The following is a 12,596-nucleotide window of genomic DNA, read 5'->3' as shown; positions in this document are numbered from 1 at the left end:
GGTAACTCTTACTCAGCAAATTGAATCGACAACGCTGCTCGATACGTATCCGATCGATCTTCGGTCTGGAGTGTATAGCGTCCGGGGTACAGCAATTCCAGGCGTTTGCGAAGGTTTGCCAGACCAATGCCACCTTTCTGATTTTTACTTTGCGTGGCGGGTTTATTGTTTTCGACGGTCATTTCCACGGTGGTCGGATTTAGGGTTAGCGTACTGTGCAGCCAGGATTTATCGGCTTGTTTACTAATGCCATGCTTAAACGCATTTTCGACCAGAGGCAATAGCAATAAAGGAGCTATCTCCTGTCCATTTGGCTTTCCATTGATTTGCAAAGCAATCTCCGAATGATCTCCGCAGCGGAGCCTTTCCAGTTCGATGTAGTTCTGTAAATAGCTGATCTCCTTTTCGAGCGGCACCCGATCGTCGTCGCTATCGTAGAGCATATATTCCATCATTTCCGACAATTTCAAGACCATATCCGGAGCCAAATCCGATTTTTTGAGCGTCAGGGCGTACAGATTATTTAGAATATTGAACAGAAAATGCGGGTTTACCTGCGAGCGCAGGAAGTTCACTTCGGCCTGTAATTGTTCAACGGCAATCTTTTGCAACATGCGCTGCTGCTGATACCAGTCGATGCTCAGTTTCAGCGGAACCATCAGGCCCAGATACCACAACGTACTGAAGAAATTATACGACAGCGTTTCAATCCAGTTCTGGCTTCGAAAGGGGTTAATGACAAAACCATAAATGATATAATCGTAGAAAGCCTGTACAAGTAGATAGCCCAATATCGACAAAAGCACTAGGCCAAAGTATCGCCAATAGCGACCGGTCAGCAGGTATTTGGGAAGGAAATAATGTATGTTAAGATACGCGATAGCAATCAGTAACACCACTCTGACAATCACACAGGCGACAAAATACGGTAGTCCAGCTTTGTATATCAGGTAGCGTTTCTCATACAGGAAAAAGCCGGTAATCAGCACCCAGTAGGCCGTGTGTACGAGTGCGTACTTTACGGTCGTGGTCCGATTTGAAAGCGGAATTTTTATGGTTCGGTCCAGGAAATCCATGACAGAATTCAGTGTAATTCGATGTAAATGAACACAAAAGGGAAACGTGGTAAAAATTATATCGACCAACGACAAAAAAAGTAGAGGAAATGAAAAACGCTTTTAACTCGTCTATTTTTTGAACCGTTGGTCTACTATTTTTTGCGATGAAAATTAACCACCGTTGCTTTGTTCAGACATTCGCCAAACGGCACACCCACAAAACCAATTCATTATGAAAACGCACTGGTTCATTCTATTCATCGCTACTACAGTCTTTACATTGCCCGGATTGGGGCAAGACAAAAAAGTAGGTGGCCCCTGCGAAGGTTGCGAAGCCATTCAGGAAAGCCCTGTTTCGTTCGACAAACTGGAAACCGTTGTTAAACTACCCGATGCGACCTGGAACGGGAAAAAACCGTTAGGTGTCAACGGTATTGTTTATAAAGCGGATGGTAAAACACCTGCTCCCGGTGTTATCATTTACGTCTATCATACCGACGAAACAGGCCATTACACAGCGAAAGCTGGAGCTCAGGGCTGGGAGAAACGACACGGCTCTCTTCGCGGATGGATGCGCACCAATGAAAAAGGTGAATACAAATTCGTTACGTTACGCCCAGCTCCCTATCCTGGCCATAAAGATCCCGCACATATTCACGTAACCATAAAAGAGCCGGGCCTGAATGAATATTACATCGACGAATACGTGTTCGACGACGATCCACTCCTGACTGCCGATCAGCGCAAAAAGCTCGAAAACCGGGGTGGTAGCGGGATTTTAAAACTCATCGACGTCGGCAATATGTATAAAGCTGAACGGAACATTTACCTCGGTAAAAACATCCCGAACTACCCCACAAATCAGTAAAATCTGAGCTGTATTGGTGAGTCATTAACCCCCGTTGCTGAAACAGGGCCGATACATTATTGTCTAGGAAATTCCATGGTCTTTGTCCTCACAGACCACTCTCCCGGATGGCTAAAGTTGGCTGACGCGTAGGTGGCCTGTGAGGACACAGACCACGGTGCGAGGTTTTATGCGAATGCTATTCTGAAGATTCATTACGTCTACAACCTATGAAACGCTACGTACTCCTTTTCCTTCTGAGTTTTATCAACAACTCTTTAATAACAGCGCAAGGCGTTGATAATCTGGGATCTGTGCGAGGTATTCTTACGGATTCTCTAACCAAGAAACCTCTCCCCTTTGCGACGATTTCCCTATATCAGCAGGGGAAACTCATGGATGGAGCTATCAGTGATAGTTCAGGAAAATTCCAGTTGAATAAGCTGCCTTATGGTACATATTCCGCTACCGTCAGTGCCGTTGGTTATCGTACGACCCAAGTCCCAGAGTGGACAATAAATGCCCAGTATCCTGCAATAGATTTAGGTACGATCGCCGTAAGCCAGGATGTTCGAAATCTGAAAGCAGTGACAATACGCGGGCAGAAACCACTGATCGAAAATCGGGTCGATGGTATTACGTTCAATGTCGAAAGTTTGCCCTCAATTGCCGGGAGCAGTGCTTCAGATATATTGCGCAAAGTGCCGTTGCTGTCGGTCGATGCCAACGGGGGGTTGTCCATGCGCGGGAGTTCGCACATCCGGTTGTTTATCGATGGAAAGCCATCTGAGATTTACGGCTCATCAGTCGCCGACGTTTTAAAGACCATTCCTGGCGAAAGTATTGTAAAAGTTGAGGTGATTACTCATCCATCCGCCCGGTATGACGCTGAAGGCACCGATGGTGTTGTAAACGTCATTACCCGTAGGCTGCGGACCAATGCCACTAACGGAAACATCAGCGCAGTAGTTGGCAATCGAAATGACGTACTGATTGGAGAGGTTCAGAGCAAATACAACAAATGGCTGGTGAAGATGGACGGATTTTATCAGATGTATTGGAATCTGAACGGTTCTGTCCTGACTCGGGAATCGACCCAGTTTCAGGTTGTTCAGCGGAACGAAACACGCAATACGGGAACATTTGCCGTGGGTGGTGCAAGCGTACTGTATAGCATCGATTCTAGCAAAACGCTTAATCTGGGTTATCGGATACGTTACATGCCTAATCAAACCAGCTTGCTATCTGACAACTTTCAGACTGAAAACGGCAGGAGCCTACCAACTTTTCAGCGTCAGGTATACACACCATCCGACGTCACAGGAAATATTTTCACGTCGGGTTATACCAGTACGTCGAAAGACAAACAAAAGGAATTCTCGATGCTGGGCACCTACTTCCATTCGGGCAATACGAATCGCTACATCCTCACTCAAACCGATAACGATTTAATGCCTTATGGGGAGAATTTCGATAGTCATGCGTTAAACCGCGAACTGATCCTCCAAACGGATTATAGCCGGACGTTTACTAACAAATGGAAATGGGAAACCGGCGGAAAGTTTTACGGGAAATACATAGACAGCGACAGCCGGTTTGGCATTTATGACCGAAAAAATCAGACGTACCAAAACGACCCAGTTCGGTCGAATGTGTTTTCCTATCGCAGTGGAGTATATGCGATCTACACAAATCTAAATTTTCAGGTTAAACAATGGCAGTTCATGACGGGCCTACGGTATGAAATGACGGCCCTTAGTGGTACACTCAAAGACGTTCCGCTACATATCCCACCTATTCAGAACTTGATGCCTAACGTATTGATTAGCAAAAACCTGAATAAGAAATCTTCGATAAAACTTGGCTATTCAACCAAATTGATAAGGCCATATTTCCAATTTCTGAATCCAACAATTAATAACAGCGATTCACTAAATATTCAGTCGGGAAATCCCTATTTACAGCCCGAACTTACCCGAAAATATCAGCTTAGTTATTCCCGCAATAGCGCTCGATTGTTCACGGACCTGGCACTGTTTTTCAACAACAATCAGAATAGTATTGAATCCATACGTACACCACGGGCCGATGGTATTTTCTATACTACCTGGCAAAATGTCGGAAAAAATCAACGAATGGGAATGTCGGTAAACCTGACCTGGAAACCTAGCCCGAAAATTAGTCTGGGGACTACGGTAACCGTCCAATACGTCCGACTGGAAAGTTCAGTGATGCAGGTTCGAAATAGTGGGCTGATGCGTCAGTTAGTCCTGAACTACAGTCACAAATTACCTAAGAACTACAGCATTGACTTTTACGGCTTCTTTGATGGCAACAGTCTTATGTTGCAGGGGTATCGCACTGGCTGGAACTATTACAGCCTGACATTCAGCAAGAAACCAGCGAATGAGCGATTCAACGTAAGTCTACGAATGGATACGCCCCTGACAGCATACACGTTCATTGATGAGGAAATTCGCACCGAATCGTTTCGTCAATTAACGTCGAATCGCTACCAGAACCAGAATATTCGGATCACATTTTCGTACAAACTCGGCAAAAAAGAAATCAAGGGACCACGTATGCGACAGACCGAGAACCCGGACTAATTTCAGAAAAATGAATCAACGATGGCAAACGCTTCCTGAGGTTCGTTAGCGCACGTTGCACAGAATGTTCCCCGCCCATCAACGGGTCCTTCGTATCCGAGCGGAAATTTCTTTTTGTATTTACCGTCCTCACTCATCATCACCAGACTTTCCTTTTTCTTATCCCTCAAAATGAGGTAAATTTTATTCAGTGAAGGAATCTTAACGATCAGGGCTTTCTGGTTATTCACAAATTTGGTCCCGAGTGATTCGAGTTTATGACCCTGTTCATTTTTGCGATAGGAATAGGTAATCTCCCGGCCGTCGCGTGTAAAATCAAATGACAATTTTTCCCAATCTGGATAGGCGTAATTACCGATCATAAAAAACGCGTGTGTTTTCGCCTGAGCATACAATTGGCTTGTCAATAACACACAGAAAACCGTCCAGATTATTTTTTTCATTTTCGTTCTCCGAATGGCAAATTCACTCAAAGTTTATCTACCTAGTTCATTCGCTGAATAAATTCTGAACACGAAAAATTCCTGAATGTTTACGGTTAATAAACAAAAAACCGGAGTTGCCAACTCCGGTTTTCAATAGATTATTGATCGATTCAGCGTCAATAATTACATCGGTGGCTCCCACCCTTTCTCGTACTGCCGACTCCAGAATTTCATGGCTTCAGCGTCTTTGATATGGCCATTCTTTGAATCAATCGCCAATGATTTATTCGTACGATAAGCAATATTCGCCAGATGGCAGAGCAGCACGCTTTTTGCCCCTTCGGCAATGGGCGATGCCTGTTTCTCTTTGCCCCGAATAGCCTCGAAGAAATTGACAACGTGACGGGTCGTCATATCTCCACCACCGCCTAACGCTGTTCCCGCTTCGGTTCCTTTCGACTTGCTATCCTTGATAACCTTGCCATCACGCGAGTACAGTGTATAACCATCACGGTCTACATACACGGTGCCATTAGTACCATAAATGTACGTTCCCCGGTCGCTGCCGAACGTTTTTTGTCCGTTGCGGCTGTTACCATCCCATTTGATGATCTTATCGCCCGGAAATCGGAAAGTAGCATCCATCGTGTCGTACATCTCCCAACCATCTTCAACGAAATACCGTTTGGCAGCCTCAACCGATACGTGTTCGGGGTACTCAACCTGCAAGGCCCAACGTGCTACATCCAATTCGTGGGTTGCGTTGTTACCAGTTTCGGCAGTTCCGTACAACCAGCCATACCAATGCCAGTTGTAATCCCAGGTTTCAGACGTGTACTCCCGACGTGGAGCAGGCCCTTGAAACAATTCCCAATCGAGGCCGTCAGGAACGGGGGCTTTTTTCTGATGCGGAACTTCCCCACGAGCCGTAGCATAAAAGGCAACCGCTTTGAATGGCTTGCCAATCACACCGTTATGAATTTGTCCGATAATGTCAATCGACTCCAGCGATGAGCGTTGCTGGTTTCCCATCTGAATAACTTTACCCGATTTTTTCTGAAGTTCGGTCAGGATTTCGCCTTCGCGGGGGTTATGGCTACACGGTTTCTCCACGTAAACGTGCTTACCTGCCTGAACCGCCAACCACGTACCCGGCGCATGCCAGTGATCGGGTGTCGCGTTGAAGAGCACATCCACGTTTTTGTCAGCAATAACTTTGCGAATGTCGTTTTCCAGTTTCGGGGTATAGGATATGTGTTTGGAAAATTTCTGAACTGCCGATTCCCGCTGCTTCTTCATGACATCGCAGAGGTAAACGAGTTCTACATTGCTTTCTTTTTTACCGATTGGCTCATAATAAGCCCCTAATCGTCGGCCCAAACCCGCGATCGCCACATTCAGCCGTTCGTTAGCCCCAATGATTTTAGCGTAACTTTTGGCCGACATTCCTAGCCCTCCTATCGTAATACTGGCCGTGCCTAAGGCCGCTTTTTTCATAAACTTTCTCCGCGAGCTTTCCATGACTTTTTGTGAGTGATAAGTGATAAACGATGAAGGAAGTGATGAGTGGGCTTACGCGAAAGCAATAATTAGGCGCCAGCCAACTCATCACTTCCTTCATGCTTTTCGTTTGCCTGATTTTGTGGCGTCGCAAACGCCTTTGAAATAACCGACCGATTCAGCAATACCAGCCAACGGATCTTTCATATCTTTTTCGTACTCCAGACTGCAACTACCGTCGTATTTTATCTTCCGTAGCATTGCCACAAACGCGGGAATATCGATGACACCCCGGCTCAACTCACAGGTCTTTCCTTCTTTCGTGGCCGCACTTACGTTTTTTAAGTGAATGTCAAAAATACGTTTGGCGTATTTCTCCAGATCGGCAATCGGATCGTCGCCGAAACGGGCATCGTGTCCCATATCGAAGCAAAGGCCGATACGGGAATCTAGATTTTTCACCGCGTTAATTACAGACGAAGCGTTCGGCCAGAGTTTGATGTCCGGGCCATGAATATGGATGGCGTATCGCATATCATATTCCTTCACCTTTTTTTCGATCAAGGGTAACAGGTCTTCGTTCGGCACACCCACGATCAGCTTTACCCCAACGCGCTTCGCATATTCGAATCCGTTATTGATCTCCTGTTCAGATTTCATGTAGATCGGTCCTACAGCATAGCCCGTTACATTCGATTGCTTCAGCTTTTCATGGAAGGCTTTGATCTGCTCTTCATTACTATTGAGAGGAAGATGGAAGTCTTTGATACACAAATAGTGTACATCAACCTTCCGCATCATCTCCAATGCCTGATCGAGGTTAAAATGAACAAACGAGTAGCCCGCCATTCCCAATTTAAATAGATCGTCGCTTGCTGCGCTGTTCAGGTTAGGAGCCGCAGTTGTAGCCAGTGCGGGCGACATACTTGCCAGTGCTACGGAACCACCAGCTTTCTTAAGAAACGTTCGTCTTGTAGTCATGAACTTGAATTAAATAGCCTTGATAAAAGGCTGAAAACAATCGTTTTCTACTACCAACAGGAATTACTCAACCTAAAAACTAACTGGGTGGCTCGCATCCTGCTCAACAATTGATAATACCTCCATAAGATTATCGACAATGAATTCAGGATTGGCAGATCGCAATTGCTCGTAGGTGTGCGCACCCGTTGTGATACCAATATTGATTCGGCAGCCTGCATTCTTACCCTCGTCAACGTCGATGGCAGAATCGCCAACTTTTATCACGTCAGCCGCATCGGCAACGCCCAACTGCTTCATAGCGAACAGAATCATATCGGGGCTAGGGCGATTTTTCGGAACATCTGATGCGGTCACTAATAGGTCATAATCACTACCCTTTTTCCACCCAATTTTTTCGACCAGCGATTCGGCCGTTTGCCGATTGTAGCCGGTATTCAATACAACAAAAATCGCCTTTTTTCGTAAGGCATGAAATAAGGCCGTAGCGTTGGCCTGTTCGGTAATTTCCTGGGTTCTGTAAGCGTCATTGAGGAGCGAAAGGAACCGGGCAAATACCGCGTTCGCTACCGCATCATCCGAGATATTCCTTAACAGAAGTGTACTCTTGATCGCCTGAAGTTTTTCTTTCCCTGCCCCTTCGGCTAACACCTCATCCAGCGAAAAATCGTACCCTTTTTCGTTGATCGCCTTTTGCAACGTCTTGTAAACTACGTTGTTCTCATTAACCGTAGTTCCTGCCATATCGAAAACGACCATTCTAATCATGATTGTGCGAATTTATGCTGTATGATGGAATCGAACGAGACCATAAATCCCGAACATTTACTATTATCTTGCAAACATACCGAGTTAGGAACAATTCGAGCTTATCCATGAAAAACAAGCCAGTAAAATTAGCCAACGAGCTTAGCCGTAGAGATTTTATACGTATCGGTACCTCGATGAGCCTTTCGTTACCAATTCCTGCCTTGGCCCGAAGCCGTGTTACTAAACTAGCCCAGCCCATAAAACTCGGTTTGATTACAGATCTGCATCACGATATCATGCACGATGCACCAAGTCGGTTAGACGCATTTTTGAGTCACAGTAAAACCGCTAAAGTCGACGGGATTTTTCAACTAGGCGATTTTGCCTTCCCGAATAAAAAAAACAAGCCGATTATCGACCACTTCAATCGAGCGCACGAAACCCGCATTCACGTGATCGGCAATCATGACATGGATTCCGGGCATACAAAACAACAGTGTATCGACACATGGGGCATGCCCGGGCGGTATTACACCCGCAAAATCAAGGGTGTATGGTTTATTGTACTGGATGGAAATGATACCGGATCGCCAACTCATAAAGGCGGTTATCCTGCCTACATTAATCCCGAGCAAACGGCCTGGCTGAAAAGCAAACTTCAGGAACTGGACGGACCTATTATCATCCTCTCGCATCAACCCTTGATGGGTGCGTTATCAGTCGATAATGCAGCCGACATACAGGACCTACTCGCTAACGCAGCCGATAAGGTCGTCTTAGCGATCAACGGTCACAGCCATGTCGATAGTTTGCTTTACGAAAAAGGAATTCCCTACCTAACCATCAACTCAGCTTCTTACTTTTGGATTGGCGACAAGTTTGCCCATGAAAGCTATTCGGCAGCCATTCATCAGGCTCACCCATCAATGTCGAGGACATGTCCTTACAAAGACTCTTTATTTTCGATAATGACGATTGATCCGACTTCGTTGACGATTCAAATCAGTGGAAAACAAAGTAGTTGGGTAGGCAAATCACCAACCGAACTCGGGTTTACCGATGAATATAAGCCGCTGCGAGTCGATCAGGAAATTACGCCTGCTATCCGAGCCCGAACGATCAAACCTTAACTTCCGCCTACCAGACAATTAAGTCAGGATTTCCAGAAAAATCAGGCCAATCAGGCTTTTTATATGCTTCACAAAATACGATAGATCAGGTGACTAAGGCGTCGTGCTGACATCGACTCATTTGCCATAAAAACTTTGTAAATCAGCCGTATCTGCAAAATAAACCTTCTATTAATTTCCTGGCAACGTGCTATTTTTGACGATTAATGGTTTGTTTTTGGCAAACGATTGTGTTACTTTGGCAAACCGAAGGTATTCATTCCCTTTGCCCATCTTGCGATGAACTTTGACGATGAAGATGATGACGACAGCTTCTTAGACTGGGACGGTTTTGATGAAGATTACGACCCGGAAGAAGCTCGTGCCGAAATGGAGGCTGAAAATCGGCGCATCAAGAATTTGCCTATTCTACGGAAGGCGAATGAACTCATGGAGCTCACGCAGGCCATTGTCGAAACCATTAATAAAGAAGACGATGTACTGATGATGCACGAGCAAATGCTGGCAAATGCTATGATGCTGGCTCCCAAAATTGTGGGTGCTGAAGGGGGGGATTTGTATACCCTGCGCATGGAAAATGCGGTTATCATCAAAATGCATGCTCGTGAATTATTAGCACAGACCTCTTATTGTAAAGCCGAAAAACTGGTTACGACGGCTTACCTGAATGTTCTTCGTGATGAAATAGAGCAGTTCCGCATCTTGTTTGTTGCCTGGGTCAATAGCTTCGATAAAGATAATGATGCTCCCGACGACTGGGGATTGTTTTATTAAGCGTACTTAGGGAAGGACTCCTACCCGCAACTCAATCTACCTTCTTAGCAATAGGCTCCAATCAGTAAATAAAGCGGGCGAAGCTGTGCCGAAATACGTTTCTGTAGCCTCAGTTTCGCCAGTGAAGAATTTATCTTTGCCTGTCAGGCTTCCTCTTTTCCACATGATTCATTATTTACATGCTCTCTGCGGTTTTTTATGTCGTAATAGCAGCAGGCTTGTATTCGTACTGGCAGGGCTGATCGTCTCCTTATCGGCTGGCACAGTTGCTGCGTCGGCCCCTTCAGCCGCACCAACCGATTTGGTTGTATCGGTTAGTACTACCGCAACGGTGTGTGCCGGAACGAGCGTTAGTCTGACCGCTTCTGGCTGCCCCACTGGAGGAACCCTTCGTTGGTCTACCAACCAGACAGGGAGTTCAATTGTGGTCAATCCTGCCCAAACGACTACCTACACCGCTAGCTGTCAGGTAACGAGTACGACGGTTACCAGCTCAACGGGTACCAGTTCGACCGCAACCAGCACTACAGGCACCGTTACCACCACCACAACGGCTACTGGTACAATTCAGGTATTTAACCCAATTAAAGCTTCTATCACTATAAACCACCCATCCTGTTTTGGGAATTTCACAGGCTCTATCTCGATTGGTACAACTGGTGGTGTAGGAAACTTAGAGTATCAGTTGAATGAACAAGGCTATCGAGCAGAAAACTTTTTTACAAATCTGAGGGCCGCAACTTATTCATTATCAGTGCGCGACACAAAAGGCTGTGTGCTCAAAACAACTGCTGAAGTACAAGAACCCGCTTCTTTATCTGCCTCTATTTCGATTATTAATACGAAATGCGTTGGTGGTACAGATGGTGCTTTTATCGCCAAAGCTAGCGGGGGTGTAGGCGGATACAGATACGCAATACAAGGCTCTCCTTCTCAGGAAAGCGGAACATTCATCAACATTAAGGCCGATACAACCTATACGCTAATTGTATCAGACAACAATACCTGTGTGCTTTTTATACCAGTCCGCATTGGTCAGCCATCCCCCTTTTCGATTAATCTGACCCCAACCCCCACCCGATGTGCGGGGTCGGTCGATGGTAGTATTAATGTAGCTGTTACGGGCGGTGCCCCACCGTATCAATACCAGCTTGGAACCGGGGCCTTCCAGTCAGGAACCCAATTCACGGGTCTGGCACCAACTAGCTATACCGTTACCATCAAGGACGGTAATGGATGCCAGGGTAAACAATCTGTAACGATCAGTCAGCCAACTCAATTAAAGTTAACCGCTGTTTCTAAACCAGTCGTTTGTTCAGGTCCTAATACGGGTTCTATTATCGTAACTCCTTCGGGAGGAACAGGTGCTGTAACCTATCAGGCAACAGCCAACTCAACCCCACAAACCAGTAATATATTGAGTGGCATTGCATTGGGGAATTATACAGTTGTCGGAACGGATGCGAATGGCTGTACCAGCTTAATTTCCGTGACTGTTGGAAAAGTCGATCCACTGAAAGCCCAGGCGAGTCCAGTACCAGCAACCTGCTGTACGTGTCCAACGGGATCTGTAAAACTGGCCAGCACAGGAGGGACCGGAACCGGAATTCGATATCAAGTTGTGGGTCAGAATTTACAGACAAATAGCCAGATCACGACACTGACGCCCAACACGTATCGTTTACGCGTCGTAGATGATGGAGGCTGTAGTGATACCGTATCGGCCGTGATTACGGATGGCAACGCGCTCACGCTTTCGGCAGGTCAAGTGAAAGATGTTAGCTGTGCAGGTGGCCGCAATGGCGAAGCGACCATCGTAGTAGCAGGCGGCAAAAAACCATTTACCTATTACTGGATGACCGAGCGCCTGGATACACTTAAGCCGTTTGTAGCTACGCAGACGGGATTAACTGAAGGAACCTACACGGTGAGTGTCCGCGACAGTAATCGATGTACTACGAATACGATATTTGTCTCACTGAAATCGATAAACCCACTCCCGGTTAAGCCAATCGTAACTCAGGTGGCGAATAGTACGCTGGTCGTGAATCAGACGACGGGTATACAATGGTATATTCGTTCAGGGAGTAATCCCGATGCGCCCGTTCCGAATGCCACTGGCACTACATTAATTCCTTATGCCAGTGGTCAGTATTACGTAGTTGTGACGCAAAATGGCTGCGCTTCGCCCCCATCCGACCCGTTCAATTTCATTCTGACAGCCCTTTCTGAGCCAACTGAATCGTTGTCGATTCGGGTCGTCCCCAATCCAGTTTCAGACCGATTGCGTGTAGAACTTGACCAGCCCGAACGGTCGGGGGTTCAGGTCGATTTATTGGATGCTTCTGGTCGGGCAGTTCGTTCGTATCAGATACCCTCTTTCTCAGGGAAAAAACAGGTTGAATGGGCGCTGGAAAAGATCCCTTCCGGAACGTATTTACTCAAAGCAGCTGCAGAGTCGCGTCAGTCGGTTGTACGAGTACTAGTTGAGTAAGCTATTTTCACTAGATAAAGCTTACTCA

General features: G+C 46.2%; 10 protein-coding genes. 5 read left to right on the top strand and 5 right to left on the bottom strand.

Features of this window, described 5'->3' with window-relative positions:
- Nucleotides 1-8: 8 nt before the first annotated feature.
- Nucleotides 9-1,076: a sensor histidine kinase gene (locus tag ACYVE4_RS25505; RefSeq protein ID WP_461043107.1), complete on the bottom strand. Its 1,068-nt coding sequence runs from the start codon at nucleotides 1,074-1,076 to the stop codon at nucleotides 9-11.
- A gap of 214 nt (nucleotides 1,077-1,290) precedes the next feature.
- Between ACYVE4_RS25505 and ACYVE4_RS25500 the strand changes: the two genes are divergently transcribed.
- Together ACYVE4_RS25500 and ACYVE4_RS25495 are read left to right on the top strand one after the other, a co-directional pair.
- Entirely contained in the window at nucleotides 1,291-1,926 is a 636-nt protein-coding gene (locus tag ACYVE4_RS25500; RefSeq protein ID WP_461043106.1) for a dioxygenase family protein, read from the top strand.
- Nucleotides 1,927-2,135: 209 nt separating this feature from the next.
- A complete protein-coding gene (locus ACYVE4_RS25495) occupies nucleotides 2,136-4,514 on the top strand; it encodes a TonB-dependent receptor domain-containing protein (protein WP_461043105.1) in 2,379 nt (792 codons plus the stop codon).
- Between the two features lie 2 nt (nucleotides 4,515-4,516).
- On the opposite strand, the gene ACYVE4_RS25490 is transcribed toward ACYVE4_RS25495, so the two are convergent.
- The 4 genes from ACYVE4_RS25490 to ACYVE4_RS25475 form a co-directional block, all read right to left on the bottom strand.
- The gene (locus ACYVE4_RS25490) at nucleotides 4,517-4,957 is read right to left on the bottom strand and encodes a hypothetical protein (protein ID WP_461043104.1); all 441 of its coding nucleotides are present in this window, start codon (nucleotides 4,955-4,957) and stop codon (nucleotides 4,517-4,519) included.
- A 165-nt stretch (nucleotides 4,958-5,122) separates the two neighbouring features.
- On the bottom strand, nucleotides 5,123-6,460 hold the full coding sequence (locus ACYVE4_RS25485) for a Gfo/Idh/MocA family protein (protein WP_461043103.1): 1,338 nt from the start codon (nucleotides 6,458-6,460) through the stop codon (nucleotides 5,123-5,125).
- 96 nt (nucleotides 6,461-6,556) lie between these two features.
- Entirely contained in the window at nucleotides 6,557-7,420 is an 864-nt protein-coding gene (locus ACYVE4_RS25480) for a sugar phosphate isomerase/epimerase family protein (RefSeq protein WP_461043102.1), read from the bottom strand.
- Between the two features lie 72 nt (nucleotides 7,421-7,492).
- Entirely contained in the window at nucleotides 7,493-8,188 is a 696-nt protein-coding gene (locus ACYVE4_RS25475) for a phosphonatase-like hydrolase (protein WP_461043101.1), read from the bottom strand.
- Between the two features lie 107 nt (nucleotides 8,189-8,295).
- Between ACYVE4_RS25475 and ACYVE4_RS25470 the strand changes: the two genes are divergently transcribed.
- The 3 genes from ACYVE4_RS25470 (at nucleotide 8,296) to ACYVE4_RS25460 (ending at nucleotide 12,568) form a co-directional block, all read left to right on the top strand.
- Nucleotides 8,296-9,300, top strand: coding sequence for a metallophosphoesterase family protein (locus ACYVE4_RS25470; RefSeq protein WP_461043100.1), 1,005 nt, complete (start codon nucleotides 8,296-8,298; stop codon nucleotides 9,298-9,300).
- 279 nt (nucleotides 9,301-9,579) lie between these two features.
- Nucleotides 9,580-10,074 carry a hypothetical protein gene (locus tag ACYVE4_RS25465; RefSeq protein ID WP_461043099.1) on the top strand — a complete coding sequence of 165 codons (495 nt, stop codon included), beginning with the start codon at nucleotides 9,580-9,582 and terminating at the stop codon, nucleotides 10,072-10,074.
- 163 nt (nucleotides 10,075-10,237) lie between these two features.
- Nucleotides 10,238-12,568: a T9SS type A sorting domain-containing protein gene (locus tag ACYVE4_RS25460; protein ID WP_461043098.1), complete on the top strand. Its 2,331-nt coding sequence runs from the start codon at nucleotides 10,238-10,240 to the stop codon at nucleotides 12,566-12,568.
- Nucleotides 12,569-12,596 lie beyond the last annotated feature (28 nt).

The organism is Spirosoma harenae (assembly GCF_054776975.1).
The sequence above is the reverse complement of the archived record's forward strand: the minus strand, read 5'-3'. Positions and strand labels throughout refer to the sequence as shown.

What these genes read in the sequence shown, in the direction of transcription:
- ACYVE4_RS25490 (WP_461043104.1), bottom strand. Translation starts at nt 4,957, where the DNA reads ATGAAAAAAATAATCTGGACGGTTTTCTGTGTGTTATTGACAAGCCAA.
- ACYVE4_RS25470 (WP_461043100.1), top strand. Translation starts at nt 8,296, where the DNA reads ATGAAAAACAAGCCAGTAAAATTAGCCAACGAGCTTAGCCGTAGAGAT.
- ACYVE4_RS25480 (WP_461043102.1), bottom strand. Translation starts at nt 7,420, where the DNA reads ATGACTACAAGACGAACGTTTCTTAAGAAAGCTGGTGGTTCCGTAGCA.
- ACYVE4_RS25500 (WP_461043106.1), top strand. Translation starts at nt 1,291, where the DNA reads ATGAAAACGCACTGGTTCATTCTATTCATCGCTACTACAGTCTTTACA.
- ACYVE4_RS25485 (WP_461043103.1), bottom strand. Translation starts at nt 6,460, where the DNA reads ATGGAAAGCTCGCGGAGAAAGTTTATGAAAAAAGCGGCCTTAGGCACG.
- ACYVE4_RS25505 (WP_461043107.1), bottom strand. Translation starts at nt 1,076, where the DNA reads ATGGATTTCCTGGACCGAACCATAAAAATTCCGCTTTCAAATCGGACC.
- ACYVE4_RS25460 (WP_461043098.1), top strand. Translation starts at nt 10,238, where the DNA reads ATGATTCATTATTTACATGCTCTCTGCGGTTTTTTATGTCGTAATAGC.
- ACYVE4_RS25475 (WP_461043101.1), bottom strand. Translation starts at nt 8,188, where the DNA reads ATGATTAGAATGGTCGTTTTCGATATGGCAGGAACTACGGTTAATGAG.
- ACYVE4_RS25495 (WP_461043105.1), top strand. Translation starts at nt 2,136, where the DNA reads ATGAAACGCTACGTACTCCTTTTCCTTCTGAGTTTTATCAACAACTCT.
- ACYVE4_RS25465 (WP_461043099.1), top strand. Translation starts at nt 9,580, where the DNA reads ATGAACTTTGACGATGAAGATGATGACGACAGCTTCTTAGACTGGGAC.